Annotated in this window: 18 protein-coding genes; 8 read left to right on the top strand and 10 right to left on the bottom strand. The window is 67.8% G+C overall.

What is annotated here, in order from left to right:
* Nucleotides 1-46: 46 nt before the first annotated feature.
* Both VPH47_RS05680 and VPH47_RS05685 read right to left on the bottom strand, forming a co-directional pair.
* Nucleotides 47-694 carry an energy transducer TonB gene (locus VPH47_RS05680; RefSeq protein ID WP_368850303.1) on the bottom strand — a complete coding sequence of 216 codons (648 nt, stop codon included), beginning with the start codon at nt 692-694 and terminating at the stop codon, nt 47-49.
* Nucleotides 695-911: 217 nt separating this feature from the next.
* A complete protein-coding gene (locus VPH47_RS05685) occupies nt 912-1,649 on the bottom strand; it encodes an SIMPL domain-containing protein (RefSeq protein WP_180853807.1) in 738 nt (245 codons plus the stop codon).
* Between the two features lie 131 nt (nt 1,650-1,780).
* Between VPH47_RS05685 and VPH47_RS05690 the strand changes: the two genes are divergently transcribed.
* From VPH47_RS05690 to tldD, 4 genes are read left to right on the top strand one after another with little or no spacing between them, the layout of a single operon-like run.
* A complete protein-coding gene (locus VPH47_RS05690; protein WP_368850304.1) occupies nt 1,781-2,389 on the top strand; it encodes a Maf family nucleotide pyrophosphatase in 609 nt (202 codons plus the stop codon).
* Nucleotides 2,382-3,869, top strand: a complete 1,488-nt coding sequence (rng, locus tag VPH47_RS05695; protein WP_049444954.1) for a ribonuclease G — start codon at nt 2,382-2,384, stop codon at nt 3,867-3,869. The genes VPH47_RS05690 and rng overlap by 8 nt, the downstream gene beginning before the upstream one ends.
* Before the next feature lie 30 nt (nt 3,870-3,899).
* Complete coding sequence (locus VPH47_RS05700; RefSeq protein ID WP_368850305.1) at nt 3,900-7,763, top strand: YhdP family protein; 3,864 nt, start codon at nt 3,900-3,902, stop codon at nt 7,761-7,763.
* 60 nt (nt 7,764-7,823) lie between these two features.
* Complete coding sequence (tldD, locus tag VPH47_RS05705) at nt 7,824-9,269, top strand: metalloprotease TldD (protein WP_368850306.1); 1,446 nt, start codon at nt 7,824-7,826, stop codon at nt 9,267-9,269.
* Between the two features lie 41 nt (nt 9,270-9,310).
* Here the strand turns inward: tldD and yjgA are convergent, their stop codons facing one another.
* Nucleotides 9,311-9,898 (bottom strand): ribosome biogenesis factor YjgA, encoded by a 588-nt coding sequence (gene yjgA / locus VPH47_RS05710; protein ID WP_110713052.1) that lies wholly within the window; start codon nt 9,896-9,898, stop codon nt 9,311-9,313.
* A 68-nt stretch (nt 9,899-9,966) separates the two neighbouring features.
* On the opposite strand from yjgA, the gene pmbA reads away from it, so the two are divergent.
* Both pmbA and VPH47_RS05720 read left to right on the top strand, forming a co-directional pair.
* On the top strand, nt 9,967-11,334 hold the full coding sequence (gene pmbA / locus VPH47_RS05715; protein WP_164162047.1) for a metalloprotease PmbA: 1,368 nt from the start codon (nt 9,967-9,969) through the stop codon (nt 11,332-11,334).
* Between the two features lie 87 nt (nt 11,335-11,421).
* Entirely contained in the window at nt 11,422-11,793 is a 372-nt protein-coding gene (locus VPH47_RS05720; protein ID WP_110713049.1) for a DUF4870 domain-containing protein, read from the top strand.
* Nucleotides 11,794-11,873: 80 nt separating this feature from the next.
* Here the strand turns inward: VPH47_RS05720 and VPH47_RS05725 are convergent, their stop codons facing one another.
* From VPH47_RS05725 to VPH47_RS05745, 5 genes are all read right to left on the bottom strand, one after another.
* Nucleotides 11,874-12,752 carry a polyprenyl synthetase family protein gene (locus VPH47_RS05725; protein ID WP_180853805.1) on the bottom strand — a complete coding sequence of 293 codons (879 nt, stop codon included), beginning with the start codon at nt 12,750-12,752 and terminating at the stop codon, nt 11,874-11,876.
* A complete protein-coding gene (locus VPH47_RS05730) occupies nt 12,742-13,002 on the bottom strand; it encodes an exodeoxyribonuclease VII small subunit (protein ID WP_180848089.1) in 261 nt (86 codons plus the stop codon). The genes VPH47_RS05725 and VPH47_RS05730 overlap by 11 nt, the downstream gene beginning before the upstream one ends.
* A 36-nt stretch (nt 13,003-13,038) precedes the next feature.
* On the bottom strand, nt 13,039-14,325 hold the full coding sequence (gene tilS, locus VPH47_RS05735) for a tRNA lysidine(34) synthetase TilS (protein ID WP_368850307.1): 1,287 nt from the start codon (nt 14,323-14,325) through the stop codon (nt 13,039-13,041).
* Nucleotides 14,326-14,854: 529 nt separating this feature from the next.
* A complete protein-coding gene (locus VPH47_RS05740) occupies nt 14,855-15,400 on the bottom strand; it encodes a WG repeat-containing protein (RefSeq protein WP_180846279.1) in 546 nt (181 codons plus the stop codon).
* Nucleotides 15,397-17,103 (bottom strand): alkaline phosphatase, encoded by a 1,707-nt coding sequence (locus tag VPH47_RS05745; RefSeq protein WP_110713043.1) that lies wholly within the window; start codon nt 17,101-17,103, stop codon nt 15,397-15,399. Before VPH47_RS05745 ends, VPH47_RS05740 begins: the two co-directional genes overlap by 4 nt.
* Nucleotides 17,104-17,257: 154 nt before the next feature.
* Between VPH47_RS05745 and VPH47_RS05750 the strand changes: the two genes are divergently transcribed.
* Nucleotides 17,258-18,592 (top strand): dicarboxylate/amino acid:cation symporter, encoded by a 1,335-nt coding sequence (locus tag VPH47_RS05750; protein WP_368850308.1) that lies wholly within the window; start codon nt 17,258-17,260, stop codon nt 18,590-18,592.
* Between the two features lie 309 nt (nt 18,593-18,901).
* On the opposite strand, the gene VPH47_RS05755 is transcribed toward VPH47_RS05750, so the two are convergent.
* Nucleotides 18,902-19,675: a C40 family peptidase gene (locus tag VPH47_RS05755; RefSeq protein WP_014038011.1), complete on the bottom strand. Its 774-nt coding sequence runs from the start codon at nt 19,673-19,675 to the stop codon at nt 18,902-18,904.
* Between the two features lie 131 nt (nt 19,676-19,806).
* The gene (locus VPH47_RS05760; protein ID WP_110714359.1) at nt 19,807-20,346 is read right to left on the bottom strand and encodes a C40 family peptidase; all 540 of its coding nucleotides are present in this window, start codon (nt 20,344-20,346) and stop codon (nt 19,807-19,809) included.
* A gap of 111 nt (nt 20,347-20,457) precedes the next feature.
* Between VPH47_RS05760 and VPH47_RS05765 the strand changes: the two genes are divergently transcribed.
* On the top strand, nt 20,458-20,940 hold the full coding sequence (locus VPH47_RS05765; protein ID WP_110713041.1) for a peptidylprolyl isomerase: 483 nt from the start codon (nt 20,458-20,460) through the stop codon (nt 20,938-20,940).
* Nucleotides 20,941-21,004 lie beyond the last annotated feature (64 nt).

The following is a 21,004-nucleotide window of genomic DNA, read 5'->3' on the forward strand; positions in this document are numbered from 1 at the left end:
GCGTGTGAAAGCCGGCCCGACGGGTCGCCGGGCCGGCCCGGAACGATCACTCCGGCAGCGAGAACTGCACTGGCACCAGGCCGATGGCCGGGACCGCTACGCCATCACGCTGGGCCGGTTCGAAACGCCAGCGCTTGAGCACCTGCTGGCGCGCGGCCTGGTCCAGGCTGCGCGAGCCACTGCTGCGCTCGATGCTGACCATGACTGGCTGGCCGCTGCTGTCGACTTCCACCCGCAGCAGCACCGTGCCTTGCTCATGATTGCGCAGGGCCGGCACCGGATAGGTGGGCGGCGGTGCACTGCGGTATTGCAGCTGCGCTCCGGCCAGCGGTGTAGCACTGTCGATGCTCGGCGCGAGCTGTGGCGGGGCCGGTTCGGCCGCTGGAAGTGCGATGCCCTGGGTGTCCTCCACGGTTGCGGTGGGAGCGGGCAGGGGCGGCGTTGCCGGCTGTGCATGCGGCTTCGGCACGACCCGTGCGATCTCCTTTGGGTCCAGTTTCGGCGGTGCCGGCGGTGGGGGGATCTTCTCGATCAGCCGTACCGTGGTCTTGTCGCGTGGGACCTGTACGGCCTGGTAGGTCGCCGGTATGAGCAGCAGCAGGAATGCGAGCAGATGCAGGGCGATGGCCGCGCTCCAGGCGGCAACGCGGGCGGGGTCGAAGTGCGGGGATGCAACGGGATACGTACGAACCATGGTCCACCTCCATGCCAGTGACGAAGTCCTCAACGCACCAGGGCCCGTGGCGGGGTTGCCGCACGCGGCTGGCAGTGCATCAGTAGCGCGGCATGGCGGCCACTGCCTAGAGGCAGGGGCGGCATCGTTGGGCTGGCCTTCAGCCAGCACCGGTGGTGCGCATGAAAAAAGGCGGGCCCCCTGCGGGACCCGCCTTCGTTGGCGGTGCTGGGCGCGATCAGCGGCCCAGTTCGAACACCACGTCCAGGTTGACCGAGACCGTCGATTCGCCCGGCGCGACCGTAGTGGCCTTGTCCATCGCCGCACCGGCGGACATCGTCCGCATCATCGGCATCGGGCGGAAGCCGCCGTTGCTGTTTTCGGAGATGCTGACGATGCGGCGCACCTGCAGCCCCAGTGATTTCGCATAGGTCTGGGCGCGGGCCTGGGCCTTCTTCAGCGCAGCCAGGCGGGCTTCGTCATAGACCGGTTCCGGCTGGTCGATCTCGAAACTGGGGCCATTGATCTGGTTGGCGCCCTGTGCGGCCAGTGCGTCCAGCACCTTGCCGAGCTTGGCGATGTCGCGCACCTTCAGGCTGACCGTATTGTTGGCCTGGTAGCCGGTGATCTTCGGCGCTTCGTTGTCGGCATAGCGGTACTGCGGATTGAGGCTGATGCCGCTGGTCTGCACGTCACGCTCGGCGATGCCGGCGGCCTTGATCGCGGCCAGCACCTTGTCCATCTGCTGGGCGTTCTGGCGCATGGCGCTGTTGCCATCGGCAGCCTGGGTGACCACGCCGGCCGACAGGGTGGCCACGTCCGGTACGCGGGTGGCTTCGGCATTGGCCGAGATGTTCAGCAGCGTGCCTTCGGCCGGGGCGGCGATCGACGGCGACGACGGGGCGGCATGGGCAGTCATCGAGGTTCCAAGGGCGAGGGACAGGGCAAGCAGCAGCGGGGTGGCGGTCAGGCGCATGGAGAACTCCTTGTTGTGCCGTTGAGGGTGGTGTCGTAGCGATGAACGCGCTGTGAGCCCGTTCGGGGTTGAACGCGTTCCGGAACGGGTTGCCGACGATTCAGGTGGCGGCCTCAGGTTATGCTGTGCCGATGCTCTATCTTGCTTCCCGCTCCCCCCGACGCAACCAGTTGCTGGCCCGACTCGGACGCCCCTTCCAGGCCCTGGACCTGGAGGTCGTCGAGCAGCGCGCGCCCGCTGAAAGCGCCGAACAGTATGTATGCCGGGTCGCCGCCGACAAGGCGCGCGCCGGCCTGGCCCGGGTGCTGGCCGATGATCCGCAGGCGCGGGTGCTCGGCTCGGACACCGAGGTGGTGCTGGACGGTGAAGTGTTCGGCAAGCCGGCCGATCCCGCCGACGCGCGGGCGATGCTGGCCCGGCTGGCCGGGCGCACCCATCAGGTGATGACCGCAGTGGTGGTGGTGGCTGCGGATGGGCTGGACAGTGAGCTGGTCATTTCCGAGGTGACCTTCGCGCCGATCAGCGCCGCCGACATCGCTACCTACGTGGCCACCGGCGAACCGCTGGACAAGGCCGGGGCCTATGCCATCCAGGGCGGGGCCGAGCGCTGGATCGAACATCTTTCCGGCAGCTATTCCGGCGTGATGGGACTGCCGCTGCTGCACACCGATCGTCTGCTGGCGCGCTGCGGCGTGCCGGCCCCAACTGCTGATGCCGCCAGGGAGGCTGCCGATGTCTGAGGAAATCCTGGTCAATGTGACCCCGCGCGAGACCCGGGTCGCAGTGATCGAAAACGGCATGCTGCAGGAGCTGCATATCGAGCGCGGCTGGCGCCGGGGTGTGGTCGGCAACATCTACAAGGGCAAGGTGCAGCGGGTCATGCCCGGCATGCAGGCGGCCTTCGTCGAGGTCGGTCTGGAGCGCGCTGCGTTCCTGCACGCCAACGACGTGGTGCGGCCGGCGCCGGTGGCCAGCGCCGACACCGAGAACACCACGCTGCCACCCCCGTCCAGCGTGCCCATCGTCGAGCTGCTGCGCGATGGCCAGGACATCGTGGTACAGGTGGTGAAGGACCCGATCGGTACCAAGGGGGCGCGCCTGACCACGCAGATCAGCATCCCCTCGCGTTACATGGTGCTGCTGCCGCAGTCCAAGGTGGTGGGCGTGTCGGCGCGTATCGAGGATGAAGGCGAACGCGCGCGGCTGAAGGCGCTGGTGACCGAACTGTCGGCCCAGCATGGCGGCTACGGCTACATCGTGCGTACCAATGCCGAAGGGCAGCCGGCCGAGGCCATTGCCGAGGACATCGCCTACCTGTCGCGGGTCTGGAACGTGGTCGAGCGACGGGGCCGCGAAGCGCCTTCGTGCAGCAACATCTATGAAGACCTGAGCCTGCCGCTGCGTTCGGTGCGCGACCTGATCCGCAAGGACGTGGACAAGGTGAAGGTGGACTCCAAGGAAACCTTCGCGCAGCTGCAGGCGTTCGTGGCCAAGTACATGCCGGTGCTGGCCGAGAAGCTGGAATTGTATTCGGGCGATCGCCCGATCTTCGACATGTTCGGGGTGGAGGACGAGATCGGCCGCGCGCTGGACAAGCAGGTGCCGCTGAAATCCGGCGGCTACCTGGTGATCGACCAGACCGAGGCGATGACCACCATCGACGTCAACACCGGTTCGTTCCTCGGCCAGCGCAACCTGGAAGAGACGGTGTTCCGCACCAACCTGGAGGCCGCGCAGGCGGTGGCCCGGCAGCTGCGGCTGCGCAACCTGGGCGGCATCATCATCATCGATTTCATCGACATGGATGATGCCGAGCATCGGCGCCAGGTGCTGCGCACCCTGGAGAAGGCGCTGGCCCGCGACCATGCCAAGACCACGGTCTATGATTTCTCGCCGCTGGGCCTGGTGGAGATGACCCGCAAGCGCACGGTGGAAAGCCTGGAGCGCCAGCTGTCGGAAACCTGCCCACAATGCAGCGGCCGTGGCAGCATCAAGACCACCGAGACGGTGACCTACGAGATCTTCCGCGAGATCACCCGCGCGGTGCGCCAGTTCGATGCGGCGCGCCTGCTGGTGATTGCTTCGACCAAGGTTGTTGCGCGCATTACCGACGAGGAGTCCTCGGCGGTGGCCGAGCTGGAAGAGTTCCTCGGCAAGAGCATCCGTTTCCAGGCGGACGAGCAGTACCTGCAGGAGCAATTCGATGTCGTTCTGCTCTGACCCTCGCCGGCTGCAGGCCGGCGGTGGCCGATGAGCGCGCCGCCGCGCCTGCGACTGCGAAGGATCCGCCGTCATTTCATTGCCGCCTGCGCGGTGGGCCTGGTCGGGCTTGCACTGCTGGTGGGCACGCTCAGCCAGCTGCTGCCGCTGGCCGAGCGCCATCCCGACAAGATTGCCGCCTGGCTGAGCGAGCGTGCCGGCCAGCCGGTGCGTTTCGACCAGTTGCAGACCGCATGGACCCGTCGCGGTCCGCTGCTGCAGCTGAAGGGCCTGCGCATCGGCGCCGGCCAGGGCCTGGCGATCGGCGAGGCCGAAGTGCTGGTGTCGATGTACAGCGGGCTGCTGCCCGGGCGCTCGCTGACCGAGTTGCGCCTGCGTGGCCTGGCACTGGACCTGCAGCAGGGCGAGGACGGCCGCTGGTCGGTACGTGGCCTGCCGCAGTCCCACGCTGGTGGTGACCCACTGGACGCGCTGCGCCGGCTGGGCGAGCTGCAGGTGATCGATGGCCGCCTGGGCGTGCATGCGCCAGGGCTGGGTATCGACACAACGTTGCCGCGTATCGATCTGCGCCTGCGCGTCAATGGCGACCGCCTGCGCGTGGGCGTGCGTGCCTGGGCGCAGACCGATGCCCTGCCGCTGACCGCGGTGCTGGACGTGGATCGCGCCCGTGGCAACGGCCAGGCCTGGCTGGGCGCCGATCCTGTCGATTTCCATGCCTGGTCGCCGTTGCTGGCCGCCGGTGGCGTGCGCCTGCGCGAAGGCAAGGGGGAACTGAACCTGTGGCTGACCCTGCGCGACTTCGCGCCGGTGGCGCTGACCACCGATTCGGACCTGCGTGATGTGCGCCTCGACGGTGCGCCGATGCCCGACGTGGCGACGCCGCAACTGCAGCTGCAGCGCCTGCAGGCGCGCCTGCGCTGGCAGCGCCAGGGCGATGGCTGGGCACTGCAGGTACCGCGGCTTCGTTTGAAGACGGATGACGGCGAACAACAGCTCGATGGCCTGCAGTTGCAGGTCGGCAAGCAACTGCGGGTGAGTTCCGGTGAAGTACAGGCGGGTACCGCATTGCGTGCGCTGGCGCTGAGTGATCGCCTCGAGCCCGGCCTGCGCCATTGGCTGTTCCTGTCCAGGCCGCAGCTGGATGTGCGTCAGCTGCAACTGGCTGGTGAGCGTGATGGTCCGTTGAGGGCGCAGGGCGAGCTGCAGTCGCTGGGCTTTGCCAGTGTGGGGCATTCCCCGGGCCTGCGCGGCCTGGGCGGGCGCTTCGAGGGCGATGCCGATGGCTTCAGCCTGCAGCTGGAGCCGCAACGGCAGCTGCAGTTCGATTGGCCGACCGGCTTTGGTGTGCGCCATGACCTGCACCTGGCGGGGCAGGTGGTGGGCTGGCGCGACGAGGGCGGTGGCTGGCGTATCGGCACCGCAGCGATGCGCGTGGAAGGCACTGACTATGCGGCCGATGTGCGTGGCGGCGTCTGGTTCCAGGGCGACGGCACGCGGCCCTGGCTGCAGCTGGCAGCCAAGCTGGACGATGTGCCGATGACCGCGGCCAAGCGCTTCTGGATCCACTCCAAGATGAGCAAGGGCGCCACCGACTGGCTGGACATGGCGCTGGCTGGCGGCCAGGTGCGCAATGGCGTCGGTCTGGTCAGCGGTGACCTGGACGACTGGCCGTTCGACAACAACGATGGCCGCTTCGAGGCCACCGGCCACATCACCAACGGCGACATCCGCTTCCAGCACGACTGGCCACTGATGAGCCAGGTCGATGCCGATATCGCCTTCATCGGCCCCGGCTTCGACATGCGCGGACGCGGTGATCTGGCCGGTGTGGCGGTACAGCAGTTCGAAGCCGGCATTCCTGATTTCGGCCAGCAGCCGCTGTACGTGCGCGCCGATGCCCAGAGCGAGGCGGGCAAGCTGCTGGCGATGCTGCGGCAGAGCCCGTTGCACCACGACTACGGTGACACCCTCGACAACCTCACCGCCGCGGGACCGGCGCATGTGACCTTCGACCTGCTGCAGCCGTTGCACCTGGATGAAGGCGAGGGCCACCTGCAGGGCACGGTCGACCTCAACGGTGTGAAGCTGGTCGACAAGCGGTTCCAGTTGACCTTCGACAACATGCATGGGCAGGCGCGCTACAGCAACGGCGGTTTCGACGCCGAGGAACTGGCGGTGCGTCACCTCGGCCAGGACGGCCGCCTGAGCCTGCGCGCCGGCGGTTACGTGCACGACAGCAAGCTGGCCTTTGAATCGCAGCTGTCGGCCAACCTCGATGCCGGCGTGCTGATCGACCGCGCACCGGAAATGGCGTGGTTGAAGCCCTACGTCGCCGGCACCTCGCCGTGGACCATCGCGGTCAACCTGCCGAAGGTCGCGCCGGGGGCACCTGCACCGCCCAGCGAACTGCGCTTGAGTTCGGATCTGGTGGGCACCCGCCTGGACCTGCCGGCACCGCTGGACAAGCCGGCCGCCGAACCGCTGGCGACCACGGTGGCCGCACAGCTGCCGATGGGGGCTGGCCGCATCGACGTGGCCTTTGGCCAGCGCCTGGCCCTGGCCGCGCGCAGCCATAACAACCAGACCGGCGTCCAGGTCACGCTCGGCAGCGACCACGTCGACCGTGAGCCGCCACCGAGCGGGCTGTCGGTCAATGGCCGCAGCCCGACCCTGGATGCGCTGGAGTGGATCAGCCTGGCGCGCGGCGGCGGTGACGACGATGCCATGCCGCTGCGTGCGGTGGATGTGCAGGTCGGCCAGCTGAAGCTGATCGGCGGTGTGTTCGAGCAGACCCGGCTGCAGCTGCACCCGGGCCCGCAGGCACTGGATGTGCGCCTGGACGGCCCGTCGCTGGCCGGGCGCCTGACCGTTCCCAATGCCGAGGGCGGCACGATCAGTGGCCAGCTTGACCGCGTGCACTGGCAGTCACTGCCGGCGGCACCGGGTGCGCTGGCTGCGCCGGCGCGGGTGCAGGCCGGCGCCAACGACATGGATCCGGCCAAGCTGCCGCCGTTCGCGCTGGACATCGCCGATCTGCAGTTCGGCAAGGTTGTACTCGGCCAGGCGGTGCTGCGTACGCGGCCGCTGGCCAACGGCCTGAACGTGGACGAGCTGCGCTTCCGCGCGCCGGACCAGGAGATCGACATCAGTGGTCGCTGGCTGGGCCGTACCGGTGGCGCCCGTACCGAACTGACCGCGCAGGTGCGCAGTGAAGACCTGGGTGGGCTGATGCAGAACCTGGACTATGGTGGCCAGCTGCGTGGCGGTTCCGGCCAGGCCCAGCTGCAGGCTTCGTGGAGTGGCGGTCCCTCGGACTTCCAGCTGGCCAATCTGCAGGGCCGCCTCGACCTGCACGCGCGCAATGGGCAATTGCTGGAGCTGGAGCCCGGCGCCGGCCGCGTGCTCGGCCTGCTCAGTGTCGCGCAGCTGCCGAGGCGCCTGATGTTCGACTTCCGCGATTTCTTCTCCAAGGGCTTCGCGTTCAACCAGGTCGATGGCAGCGTGCAGTTCGGCCAGGGCATGGCCCGTACCGACAAAGTGCTGATCGAGGGACCGGCGGCGAACATCACCATCCGCGGCCAGGCCGATCTGCGCAACCAGCAGTTCGACCAGACCATCGACGTCAACCCGCGCGCCGGCAACCTGCTGACCGTGGTCGGCGCAGTGGCCGGCGGCCCGGTGGGCGCGGCACTCGGCGCCGCCACCAATGCGGTATTGTCCAAACCGCTCGGCGAGATCGGCGCCCGTACCTACAAGGTGACCGGCCCATGGAAGGAGCCGAAGGTGGACGTGATTGAACGCAGCCGCGACAAAACCCCGCCGGCGCCTGCACCGGGCCCGGCTCCAGCGGTGCCGCCGACGGTCACCGACCTGCCACGCTCGCACTCGCGCTGAGCGTGGTTTTCCTGTTCATGGGGCTTGCCTCAGCGCCCCCGCATCCCCAGATCGAGACACATGACTGACATCGCCCTGACGCTTGCCCAAGACCGCCTGCTGCGCCCCGGTGGCCTGGATACCGCTGGCCTGGAGCGCACTTTCGGCCAGTTGCTCGGCCCGGGTGTCGACTTTGGTGACCTTTACTTCCAGCACGCCCGCCGCGAAAGCTGGAGCGTGGAGGACGGCATCGTCAAGGATGGTGCCCATTCCATCGAGCAGGGCGTGGGCGTGCGTGCGATTTCCGGCGAGAAGACCGGCTTCGCCTACTCCGATGACATCCATGCCGATGCGCTGCTGACGGCAGCGCAGTCGGCGCGCGCGATCTCGCGTGAGGGCGGGGCCCAGTCCGGGCAATCGCTGCTGCGCGGCAATGCGCGCGCGCTGTACCCGGCGCTGGATCCGATCGACGGCATCGGCAACGAGGCCAAGGTCGAGGTGCTCAAGCGCCTGGATGGCTACCTGCGTGCCGCCGATCCGCGCGTGAAGCAGGTCATGGTCAGCCTGTCCGGCGGCGTCGATACGGTGCTGATCGCCCGCAGCGACGGTGTACTGGGAGCCGACGTGCGCCCGTTGGTGCGCCTGAACGTGCAGGTGATCGTCGAACACAACGGCCGTCGCGAGTCCGGCTATGCCGGAGGCGGTGGCCGCTATGGCTACGGGGAACTGTTCGCCGAGGGGCGTCCGGAAGCGTTCGCCCGCGAGGCACTGCGCCAGGCGCTGGTGAACCTGGACGCCGTTCCGGCACCGGCCGGGGTGATGCCGGTGGTGCTCGGACCGGGCTGGCCCGGCGTGCTGCTGCACGAAGCGGTCGGCCATGGCCTGGAGGGGGACTTCAATCGCAAGGGCACCAGCGTCTACGCCGGCCGCATCGGTGAGCGGGTGGCGGCGCCGGGCGTGACCATCGTCGACGACGGCACGCTGGACGGTCGCCGTGGCTCGTTGAACATCGACGACGAAGGCCACCCGACCCAGTGCACCACGCTGATCGAAGACGGCATCCTGGTGGGATACATGCAGGACAGTCTCAACGCACGGCTGATGGGCATGGCGCCGACCGGCAACGGGCGTCGTGAATCGTTCGCGCACCTGACCATGCCGCGCATGACCAATACCTACATGCGCGCCGGCCAGCACGACCCACAGGAGATGATCCGTTCGGTGAAGAAGGGCCTGTACGCGGTCAACTTCGGCGGCGGCCAGGTCGATATCACCAGCGGCAAGTACGTGTTCTCGGCCACCGAGGCCTACCTGATCGAGGATGGCCGCATCACCGCGCCGGTGAAGGGCGCGACCCTGATCGGCAATGGACCGGAAACCATGCAGAAGGTGCGCATGGTCGGCAACGACCTGGCCCTGGACGAGGGCGTGGGTATCTGTGGCAAGGACGGGCAGAGCGTGCCCGTGGGTGTCGGCCAGCCCTCGCTGCTGATCGAGGGCATCACCGTCGGCGGTACCCAGGCCTGAGCCGGGCGATGGCCAGTGCCACCGCCCGGGCCGGCGAGGCCTCAGTCCTCGTCGGCGTCGTCGCTCTCGACGTGGTCGGCGTCTTCGGCGCTGGCTTTCAGGCCCAGCGCGGCGGGCAGCATCAGGCCACGCAGCACCTGGAAGATTTCGCGGTAGGCGCGCGGCGGCTTGTTCCTGGCCTTTTCGGCCTGCGCATTGCGCACCAGCGTGCGCAGCTGCTGGCGGTCGGCCTGCGGGTAGTCGTCCAGCAGTGCAGCCAGCGCCTTGTCACCCTCGGCCAGCAGGCGGTCGCGCCAGTCTTCCACGCGATGCATCATCGCCACTTCGCGGCGGCCGGTTTCGCTGTTGGCGTCCAGCGCATCGCGGATCGCATCCAGCGTGGCGTCTTCTTCGCGGCGCATGTGCTTGGCCAGGAACGCCAGCTGGCGCTTGTGGGCGATGTGGGCAGTGATGCGCTTGCACTCGGCGATGTGCGGCAGCAGGTCTTCCGGGATCGGCAGGCGCGCCAGCTGGGCCGGGGTCAACGACACCAGCTTCTCGCCCAGGGCCAGGACGTCGAGCGCGTCGCGCCGGTTCTGGCTGCGGCTCTTGTCGTGGAATTCACCGGTTTCTTCGTCGCGTCCGCGCATCGTCCCTACCTGATCTCAAAAAAAGTCGCCCGGCGTGATGCCGGGCCCAACCTGTACAGGATAAAGCATTGAACGTGATCGCCCCTGAAGCCGCCGTCGGCGACGACAGCCCGGCCCGGCTGGAACGGCTGGCCGACCTTTCCCAGCAGCTGCTCGACCGCGCCCGTGCGCTGGGCGCCAGCCAGGCCGAGGTCAGCTGCAGTGAAGACCGTGGCCTGGAGGTCAATGTCCGCCTCGGCGAGGTTGAGACGGTGCAGTCCACCCGTGACCGCGGCATCGCCGTGACGGTCTATTTCGGCCAGCGCAAGGGCAGTGCCAGCACCGGCGACCTGAACGAGGCCAGCCTTGCTGCCACCGTCGAGCAGGCCTGTGCGATCGCCCGCCATACCGAGGACGACCCCGCCGCCGGCCTGGCCGAAGCCGCGCTGATGGCCACCGACTTCCCCGACCTGGACGGCTGGCACCCGTGGGCGCTGCAGGCCGACGAGGCGGTGGACCTGGCCCTGGCCTGTGAAAGTGCCGGTCGCGAGGCCGACGCACAGATCCGCAATTCCGACGGCGCCTCGGTGTCCAGCATGCAGAGCCTGTCGGTGTACGCCAATTCGCATGGTTTCATCGGCCGGGAGCGCGGCACCCACCATTCCGTCGGTTGTGCGCTGATTGCCGGCCAGGGCGATGGCATGCAGCGTGACGGCTGGTACACCAGCGCGTTGGCCCGGGAGGACCTGGAAGACGTGGGCCTGGTCGGCCGTCGCGCCGCCGAACGCACTGTTGCCCGTCTGCAGCCGCGTTCGATGGCCACCGGCAGCATGCCGGTACTGTTCGCCCCGGAAGTGGCGCGCAGCCTGGTTGGACACCTGCTGTCGGCGGTATCGGGCGGTGCCCTGTACCGCCAGGCCAGCTTCCTGCTCGACAGCGTCGGCCAGCGCCTGTTCCCGGAATGGATGCAGATCGAGGAGCTGCCGCACCTCCGTCGCGGCCTGCGCTCGGCCGTGTTCGATGGTGACGGCGTGGCCACCCGCGCCTCGGCCCTGGTCTGCGACGGCGTGCTGCAACGCTATGTACTGGGCAGCTATTCGGCACGCAAACTGGGCCTGCAGACCACCGCCAATGCCGGTGGCGTGCACAACCTGCAGCTGGCCGCCAACGCTGGCGGCCTGCAGGAGATCGCCCGCCAGATGGGCGATGGCCTGCTGGTGACCGAACTGATGGGGCAGGGCGTGAACGGGGTGACCGGCGACTACTCGCGCGGTGCCGGCGGCTTCCGCGTCGAGAATGGCGAGATCCAGTATCCGGTGGATGGCATCACCATCGCCGGCAACCTGCGCGAGATGTTCAGCAGCATCGAGGCGGTCGGCAGCGACGTCGACCCGCGCTCGCACATCCGGACCGGTTCGATCCTGCTGGGGCGGATGACCATCGCCGGTAATGATTGATGGCATTGATGGCGTAAGCTATGCCCGCCTGACGCAGCCAGCTTGGTGCTGGTGGGTCAAGACCACCCAATGAAAAGGAGTTTTGTCGTGAGCGAATTCGATAACGTCCCGCCGCCGCCGGCCACCACCGATGTGCCGGCCGACCAGCGCACCATGGCCCTGGCCGCGCACCTGCTGGGCATCTTCACCGGCTTCATCGGCGCGCTGATCATCTGGCTGATCAACAAGGATGACGCGGGCAAGGCCTTCGTGACCGACCAGGCCAAGGAAGCCCTGAACTTCCAGATCACCGTGACCATCGCCATGGTCATCAGCATCATCCTGATGGTGGTGATCATCGGCGGCATCCTGGCGCCGATCGTGGGCATCATCAACCTGGTGTTCTGCATCATTGCTGCCGTGAAGGCCAACAACGGCGAAGCCTACCGCTACCCGTTCACCCTGCGCCTGATCAAGTAAGACCGGCTGCATGCGGAAACAACAACGCCCGGCATTGCCGGGCGTTTTCATTGGGGGGCCGCACAGGGTGACGCGATCGATCAGTGATCGCGCTCCACCGCCAGTGTTGCCAGCGCGCGCAGCGGATCGGCTTCCTCGCCGTACCCGGCCAGGATCGCCTGCATGCGTGCCGCGAGTTCGTGCAGCTGGGCCTTCGCCCCGTCCATGCCGAGCAGGGCGGGGAAGGTGCTCTTGTCCTGCGCCTGGTCCTTGCCGGCGGTCTTGCCCAGCTGTTCCGAACTGGCTTCGACATCAAGGATGTCATCGCGCACCTGGAAGGCCAGGCCAAGCGCGTCGGCGAAGCTGTCCAGCTGGGCCAGCTGCGGTTCGTGGGCCTGGCCGCACAGCGCGCCCATGCGCACCGCCGCGCGGATCAACGCACCGGTCTTCAGCGCGTGCATGCGGGTCAGCGCCGCCAGCGTCTGCTGCTGGCCGGTGGCATCGATGTCCAGGGCCTGGCCGCCGCACATGCCAGCAGCGCCGGACGCGTGGGCCAGGGTCTGCAGGCAGGCGACGCGCAGGGTAGCCGGCAGCGGCGCATCGGCCAGAAGGCCAAAGGCGCGGGTCTGCAGGGCGTCGCCAGCAAGGATCGCGGTGGCTTCGTCGAAGGCGACGTGGGTGGTCGGCTTGCCGCGGCGCAGGGCGTCGTCGTCCATCGCGGGCAGGTCGTCATGCACCAGTGAATAGGCGTGGATCAGTTCGACCGCCATCGCCGCCGCATCCAGATGCTCCGGCGGCGCGCCGAACAGGTGGCCGCTGGCGTACACCAGCAGCGGGCGCATCCGCTTGCCCCCGCCCAGCACCGAATAGCGCATGGCCTTGTGCAGGCCCTGGGGCGCTTCAGCAGGCGAGGGCAGGGCGGCGTCGAGCTGGCTTTCGATACGGTCGCGCCAGCGCGCGAACAAGGCCTCAGCCGTCATGGCTGGGCGGATCGAAAGGCTCGGCGGCGTCCGGCTGGGCCGGATCGCTGAGCAGGCGCACGCGCAGTTCGGCCTGCTCCAGCGCCTGCTGGCACTGGCGGTACAGGCCGACGCCACGTTCGTAAGCACTGAGCGAAGCTTCCAGGCTCAGCTCGCCGGTTTCCATCTGCTCCACCAGCTGCTCCAGCGATTCGAGCGACTGCTCGAACTGGGCGACCGGGGAGGCGTTTTCGGGGGACTTCTTGGCCATGCGGCAAGTGTGGACGGGCCGCGCGCGGGGGTCAATTCACCAGCCGCCCGGGCGCCACTGCAACTGCGCGCCATGCGCCTGCAACCAGGCCTGCAGCGGTGCGGCGATGACCACGTCGGCGGCGGCCAGCAACTGCGGGCCATCGAAGATCAGCGGCAGCTGCGCGCGTCGCCAGGGGGCGAGGTGCTCGCGCTGCAGGCAGTCCTTCAACGCGTGCGAATGCTGGCGACCCGGCAGCAGAATGCGCTCACCGCCCACGCGTGCACGGACCTGCAGCGGGCGTTCGAAGGCCGGGGTGCCCTGCAGGCGCAGCTGTCCGCCATCGGGCAGTGCTAGCGGTGCGCGTCCATCCCATTCGGCCTGCCACTCGGGGGGAAGCGCAGGCAGCCGGGCCGGTAGCAGATAGGCGTGGTCGCGCCATTGCTGGATCGCGTGATCGTGCCAACTCACACGGGCCTGGCGATCGTTGTCGGCCGGCAGCAGTTCGTCCAGCGCCTGCTGCAGCACCGTGGCCGGCAGCGGTGCCGCACCGTGGCCCACCACCCAGGCACGCAGCACGCGTGCGGCGCGACCGGGTGAGACCTGGCGCAGCAGCTGCAGCGACAGCACACGTGGAGCGACTTCCAGGTGTGCAATCAGCTCGGCGTCTTCTTCGTCGAGCAGTTCGCGGGTCTGCCTGCAGTGTGTCGCGCTGCCCGCCAATGCCGCGGCGGCGTGTGGCCAGCGCTGGCGCAGCAACGGCAGCACCTGCAGGCGCAGGAAGTTGCGATCGGCGTGGTCGTCGCCATTGCTGGGGTCTTCGATCCAGTGCAGTGCATGTTGGCGGGCGTAGTCGAGGAGTGCACTGCGTGGCATCGCCAGCAGCGGTCGCCATAGAGGCTTTTCGCCAAGGCGGCTGTACGCGGACATCGCGGCAAGGCCATCGACGCCGGAGCCACGCAGGGCACGCAGCAGGAATGTCTCGGCCTGGTCGTCCAGGTGCTGCGCCAGCGCCAGTGTTTCGCCGTTGCGCAGTTCGGCCGCGAACGCGGCACGTCGCGCCTGCCGTGCCGCACCTTCGAGACCCAGCCCCGTACCGCTTTCAACCTGCACGTGGCGCACGGCCAGTTCGATGCCCCGTGCCGCGCATTGCTGCTGGCAGTGCAGCACCCAGTCGTCCGCATCGGCTTGCAGGCCATGGTGCACGTGCACCGCGCGCAGCGAGGTGCCGGAGGCCTGTGCGCAGCGCCACAGCCAGTGCAGCAGCACGGTGGAGTCGACACCACCGCTGTAGCCCACCAGCACGGGCGCATCCAGCGGAACGAGGGCAGGGAATTCGGTCACGGCGGCAAGTATAGGGTTGCTCGGCAGGGCTGCGCCCTGCACCCGTTACAAGCAACAGCAACAGCAGAAGCTGGTTTCCTGAGGGTTGGCGGGGTTGGTCCGGTTGCGGGAGACGCCGTAAACCCATCCATGGGGGCTTGGCCGCGGCATCCATGCCGCGGACACTCCCGCAACCGGACCCATCCCGCCTTCGACAGATATTCACGATCTGTCGGAAATGCTCTTGGGGTCAGATCCGTTTTCCGCAGGAAAACGGATCTGACCCCGGATTCAATTCGATATCTGACAGATCTGATCCACGCATGGCGTGGATGGTCCAACCGTCACCGGAAATCTGTCGGGGGTGGGGCGGTGTGGGTGGGCAGGACCGTTGGCGCCATGGATGGCGCCATCGAGCCCCCATGGACGGGTTTACGGCGTGTCCTGACCACCCACACCGCCCCGCCCAACTCACAGGAAACCAGAGCCGCTTTTGATCTCGATTTGGCTTCGGCTTCGGCAGGTGCAGGGCGCAGCCCTGCCGAAAAACCTACTTTACCCGACGGCCCGAGCGGTCGATCCGGAACCGCTCTCCGCCTTCCATCGGCGTGTGGCCATCGGCATCCGGCGTACCACGACGGCAACCATTGCAGACCTCGGCCACGCCATCCTGGAACGGCCAGCCGAAATCGAACGTGCCGGGCACCACCTGGCGGAACTTCAGATCGAAGTAGGCCACGCGGTTGCCTACGCGGGCGCGCAGCAGGCCTTCCTGCGGCGTTTCCGGGCCGTTGTCCCAGGTCAGCACCGGCAGGCTGCGGCCCTTGCGGTTGACGTAGTGGAAACCCTGATCGGCGTACACCACGGCCAGACCATGGTCGTCGTAATTCAGGTCCTTCAACGTGTCGGCACTGATCTTCGGCCGGTGATCGACCACCTCGCAGTTGGGCAACGGCCACAACCCGTGTTCGTCGGTCAGCAGTTTGCAGGCCGGTGCCTGCGCCAGCGCGCTGGAACTGGCCAGCACGCCGAGCAGGGCCAGCGACCGCGCGAAGCGGCCGCTGGAAGGGGCAGGGACGGCCTGCCTCACGATCACTTGGCCTCAGCCTTGCGCTCGAACGCGGTCGGCGCCGGCAGCTGTACCGGCACGCCCTTGTCGTCGCAGGTGCCGGCCTGGCACAGGCGCTCGCGCAGGGCCGGGGTGGCCTGCACGATCATGTGGTAGATCGCGTTCTGTTCCAGCGTGCCGCGGATCGCCTTGCTGCCCGGGCCGCGCGCCCAGATGCCGACGTCTTCGCCGCCGTGCGACTCGGACTTCATCGGCACCAGTGCTTCCTGCATGTAGTCCGGATGCTCGGTGTCGACCTCGCGCAGGTTCGGGCGGCCGTTGGCCGGTTCGAAGCTGCTCGGGTTGTGCGGGTAACGCTTCGGACCGGCCGGCTGCTGGTTGCTGCTGCCGGTATGGCCCGGGCCATTGGCGTAGCTCAGCGTGGTGTACGGCTGGCCGGTGCCGTCCAGCGCGTAGTCGAGCTTGCCGGCGCCGTCTTCACCGCCCTTGTCCTTCACCTTGCCCAGGATCGGGTTGCCGCGTGCCGGGTAGCCGACGAAGTTCAGCGTGTGCGAGTGGTCGGCGGTGACGATGATCAGGGTGTCATCGGCCGAGGTCAGTTCGTTGGCCACGCGCACCGCGTCGGACAGCGCCACGGTCTCGGTCAGGGCACGGTAGGCGTTGCCGCTGTGGTTGGCGTGGTCGATGCGCGCGCCTTCGATCATCAGCACGTAGCCTTCCTGGTGCTTGGCCAGATTCTTGATGGCTGCCGCCGTCAGTTCGGCCAGGCTCGGCTCACCGCCCGGATCCTGCGGGCGCTCGTACTCGTAGCGCATGTGGTCAGGTTCGAACAGGCCGAGGATGGCCGGCGCATTGGCGGCCGCTGCCAGCTGCTTGCTGTTCCACACATAGGCACCCTGCGGATGCGCCTGCTGCCATTCCTGGACCAGGCTGCGGCCATCCAGGCGCTGGCCGACCTTGTCGTCGTACTCCGGGTCGCGTTCCTCCACCGTGGTGAATTCACCGCGACCGCCGCCGAGGGCGACCAGCGGGCCACGGCCATAGCGCGAGGTCGACAGCAGCTGCTGGGCGATGTCCTTGCAGCCGGCCGCCTTGGCCGCTTCGGTCAGGTCGGTGTCGTTTTCCCAGTTGCGTTCGGGAGAGTGCGCGTAGGTGGCGGCCGGGGTGGCGTGGGTCAGGCGTGCGGTGGACACCACGCCAGTGGCCAGGCCGGCGCTGTCAGCCAGCTGCAGCCAGGTCAGCAGGCCCTTGGACAGGCTGTCGGCACAGTCGGTGCGGCTGCCGGCGCTGACGCCGATCGCACCCATGTGGGTCTTCACGCCGGTGGTGATGGCGGTCATGGTGCCGGCCGAATCCGGGGTCTGCGAATCGGTGTTGTAGGTCTTGCTGAACGCCGTGGCCGGGAAGCGCTCCCAGGACAGCAGGTTCTCTTCACCCGAGCCGCCCTTCTGCTGGCCTTCGTAGATGCGCGAGGCCGCCACGGTGGTCAGGCTCATGCCGTCGCCGAGGAACAGGATGACGTTCTTGGCCTTGCCGGACATCGCGCCGTTGGCGGCGGCCTGGGCGGCACCGCTGCGGTACCACCACTGCGGGGTCTCGCCGGCCGGATGGGCGACGGGGTCGACGGCGACCTTCAGGCCGACCGGGGCAGAGACGGGGGCGGTGCTGGCGCAGGCGCCCAGCAGCAGGGTGGTGGCGCAGGCGGCCAACAGGGAGACGGAACGGCGCATGGACGCTGGGATCTCACAAACTGTAACGGGACGTTCATTATGCCCGCCCTCGCAAGGCACGCCGATGACACACTGATTTGCCGGCCGGGCGGTCGTTCTGCGGGCCGCCTTGGGCTATCGTGCCAGCATCCCTTCCTTCCCCTCTGGATTGCCTATGAAGCTGGTCTCTGCCTGGCTGCGGATTCCATTCTGGCAGCGCGTGGTCGGCGGCTTCGTGCTCGGCGCGCTGGCCGGCTGGGCGCTCGGCCCGGCCGCGGAAACGTGGTTCGGCCCGCTCGGCGAGCTGTACGTCACCCTGATCAAGATGATCGCCGTGCCGCTGGTGTTCTTCGCGGTGATCAACGCGATCTCGTCGCTGCATGGCCAGAAGTCGGTCGCCGCGCTCAGTGGCCGCACCTTCCTGTGGTTCGTGATCACCGCCGCGTTGGCGGTGTGCGTCGGCCTGGGCGTGGGCACCGTGCTGCAGCCCGGCGCCGGTGGCCTGCAGCTGTCGATGGCCAGCAACTATGTGCCGCGCGAAGTGCCCAGCGTGGTGCAGGTGCTGCTGGACGTAGTGCCGGCCAATGTCTTCTACGCACTGTCCGGCATCGGCACCAAGGTCAATGCGGCCGGTGAGACCGTGCTGGCTGCCGGTCGCGGCTCGATCCTGCCAGTGATCTTCTTCGCCGGCCTGGTGGGCTTTGCCATCGTCAAGCTGGGCGAGAAGGTGACCGAGGCGCGCAAGCTGGTCGGCCAGATGAGCGACATCATGATCCAGGTGACCCGCTTCGTGCTGGAAGTCACCCCGATCGGTACCTTTGGCCTGATCGCCGGCCTGGTCGGCAGCTACGGCTTCGAGAAGCTGCTGCCGCTGGGGCATTTCGTGCTGGCGCTGTACGTGGCCTGCGCCCTGCACATCGTGGTGGTCTACAGCGCACTGCTGCTGGCGCACGGCCTGAACCCGCTGAAGTTCTTCCGTGGCGCGGCGCCGGGCATGCAGGTCGCCTTCGTCAGCTCGTCCAGCTTCGCCGCGATGCCGGTGGCGCTGCGTTCGATCACCCACAACCTGGGCGTGAACAAGGACTACGGTTCGTTCGCGGTGCCGCTGGGTGCCAGCATCAAGATGGATGGCTGCGGCGCGATCTACCCGGCGCTGTGCGCGGTGTTCATCGCGCAGTACAGCGGTGTGCCGCTGACCCCGGAGCAGTACGTGGTGGTGCTGATCGCCTCGGTGCTGGGCAGCTTCGGTACGGCCGGCGTGCCGGGGACCGCGGTGATCATGGCCACGGTGGTGCTGAGCGCAGCCAACCTGCCGCTGGCGACCATCGGCTACCTGTATGCCATCGACCGCATCCTCGACATGATGCGCACGATGACCAATGTGACGGGCCAGATGCTGGTGCCGGTGATCGTGGCCAAGGAAACCGGGCTGCTGGACCAGGCGGTGTATGACAACCCGTCCAGCAATGTGGGTGTGGACGATCCTGATCCAACACCGCCACGCGCCTGAGGCTGCGTGGAGATGAAAGGCCCGCCCTGACCGGCGGGCCTTTCGTTTGGGAAATGGCTGGCGCGGTGCCGGCCGAGGCGGGCACCTGGTAGATCCACACCATGCGTGGACGGAGGCGGTGCCGGCCAAGCTCGGCACCCCACCAAAGGTCAGTAGGGAGCGGAGCCACAGTAGATCCACGCCATGCGTGGATGAAGGCAGTGCCGACCAGGGTTGGCAGGTATCCACCGTACGCAGGCCCAACAAAAAAGCCGCTGCAGGGCAGCGGCTTTTTCGTGTCAGGCGGCGCGGTAGCGCCAACCGGTCAGATCAGAGATCGACCCTGCGGGCCTGCATGAACTTGTTGCCCCAGTAGCCGCTGAGCAGGGTGTCCACGCGGACGTCCTTGCCCGAGCTCGGCGCGTGCAGGAAGCGGCCGTCGCCGACATAGATGCCGACGTGGTCCACGCGGCCCTTGCGGCCGAAGAAGACCAGGTCACCCGCAGCCAGCGCGGTGCGATCATTGATCAGTTCGGCGTTGTCGTCGTGTGCCATCTCGCGCGAGACGCGCGGCAACTCGATGCCCAGGGCCGAACGGAACACATAGCCGACCAGGCCACTGCAGTCGAAACCGCTGTCCGGGTTGCTGCCACCCCAACGGTACGGGGTGCCCAGCAGGGTCATCGCGCGGCGCAGCAGCGACTGCACCTTGCCGTTGTCGGCCGCGGTACCGACAACGCTGCCATTGGCGGCGCTGCTGGTGTCGTAGTTGGCGAGCAGACGGCTGAGGTCGCCGGCCACCACGGCCGAACGGTCCATCAGCGGAATGGTGTCATTGGCGGCCAGGTGCGGCAGCAGGGCTGCCAGCGTGGCACTGGCGGCGGCATCGACGCGGCTGCGCTGCGGAGCGGCAGCCTCGGCCTTGGCGGCCGGTCGGGTGGTGTTCTCGGCCACCGGGGCCGGGGTCACATCGGAACGGTTCGGAGCAGTCTGCGACCAGGCCGGAAGGCTGGTCAGACACAGTGCCAGGCCAAGCAACAGCGGGCGGGCACTACGTGAAGATACGGAAGTCTGGCCTTCGCTTTTCAGGTCGTCAGTCGTCACGCGTCGGTCACAGGAAAAAAACGATGGGGCATCATGCCCTGTAAAAGCGGCAATAAGTTAAAAATTCCGTTAGAAAACCGTTAGTTTCAGGGTGATGTGCGTCACAGTTTTGAACATATCGCCTGTTCATTTTAGCGAAGGACACGTTTCGCGCCGGTGTAGTGGTCTTTCCAGTAGGGGCCGCTGAGCGAGTCCAGGCGCACGGTGCCGCCGGTGCTTGGCGCGTGCACGAAACGACCTTCACCTACATAAATACCGACATGGGTGACGCTGCCGCGGCTGCCGAAGAACACCAGGTCGCCGGTGGCCAGACGCTGCGGGTCGATCTTCGGGCCCTGTACCGCCGCCAGATCGCGCGAGGTGCGTGGCAGCTTCAGGTCCAGCATCTCGCGGTAGACGTAGGCGACCAGGCCGCTGCAGTCGAAGCCGGAGTCGGGGGTATTGCCGCCATAGCGATAGGGGGTGCCGACCAGGCTGATGGCTCGCATCAGCACCGAGTTGGCGGCCTCGGGATTGTCCGGCACGGTCTTCGGCCAGTTTGCGGTTGGCGGTGGTGGCGCGGGACGGGTGGCCTTGCCGCCGCCGCAGGCGGTCATCAGCAGGGGCAGGACCAGCAGCAGGGCCGGGGCGAGGAACCGGCGGGGGCCGGACGAAACTGGCGTGATGTGCATGATCTCCGGATAATGCGCCACCTTGGATTGGCCGTCATGATGGCGGCGTCCCCGCCGGGCGACAACCCGCCCCAACCCGCCTGCCTCCGGCAGATCCAGACAGAGTTGCGCATGAAGATCGAAAAAGACCGCGTTGTCCGCTTCCACTACACCGTTTCCGAAGTCGGCCAGGAGCCGATCGAATCGTCCAAGGACCGCGGCGAGCCGCTGGCGATCCTGATCGGCCACGGCAACATCATCCCGGGCCTGGAAAACGCCATGATGGACAAGGAAGCCGGCGCGACCTTCAGCGTCGACGTCAACGCAGCCGATGCCTACGGCGAGCGCCGCGAGGGCCTGTCCCAGCGCGTGCCGAAGAAGCACTTCGGCAACACCAAGCTGGCTCCGGGCCAGCAGGTCGTGCTGCAGACCAACTTCGGCCCGCGTGCGGTGACCGTGCAGAAGGTCGGCATGAGCGTGGTCGACGTCGACCTGAACCACCCGATGGCTGGCAAGGACCTGCACTTCGACGTCGAAATCGTTGATGTGCGCGAAGCCGGCCAGGAAGAGATCGACCACGGCCACGTCCACGGCGACGGCGGCCACCAGCACTGATCGCAGTGCGATCGTGATGGCAGCAACGGCCCGCTTCGGCGGGCCGTTGCGTTTCTGGAACACG

Origin of the sequence: Stenotrophomonas sp. WED208 (assembly GCF_040984485.1) — a bacterium.
In the GTDB taxonomy this organism is placed as follows: Bacteria; Pseudomonadota; Gammaproteobacteria; order Xanthomonadales; family Xanthomonadaceae; genus Stenotrophomonas; species Stenotrophomonas riyadhensis.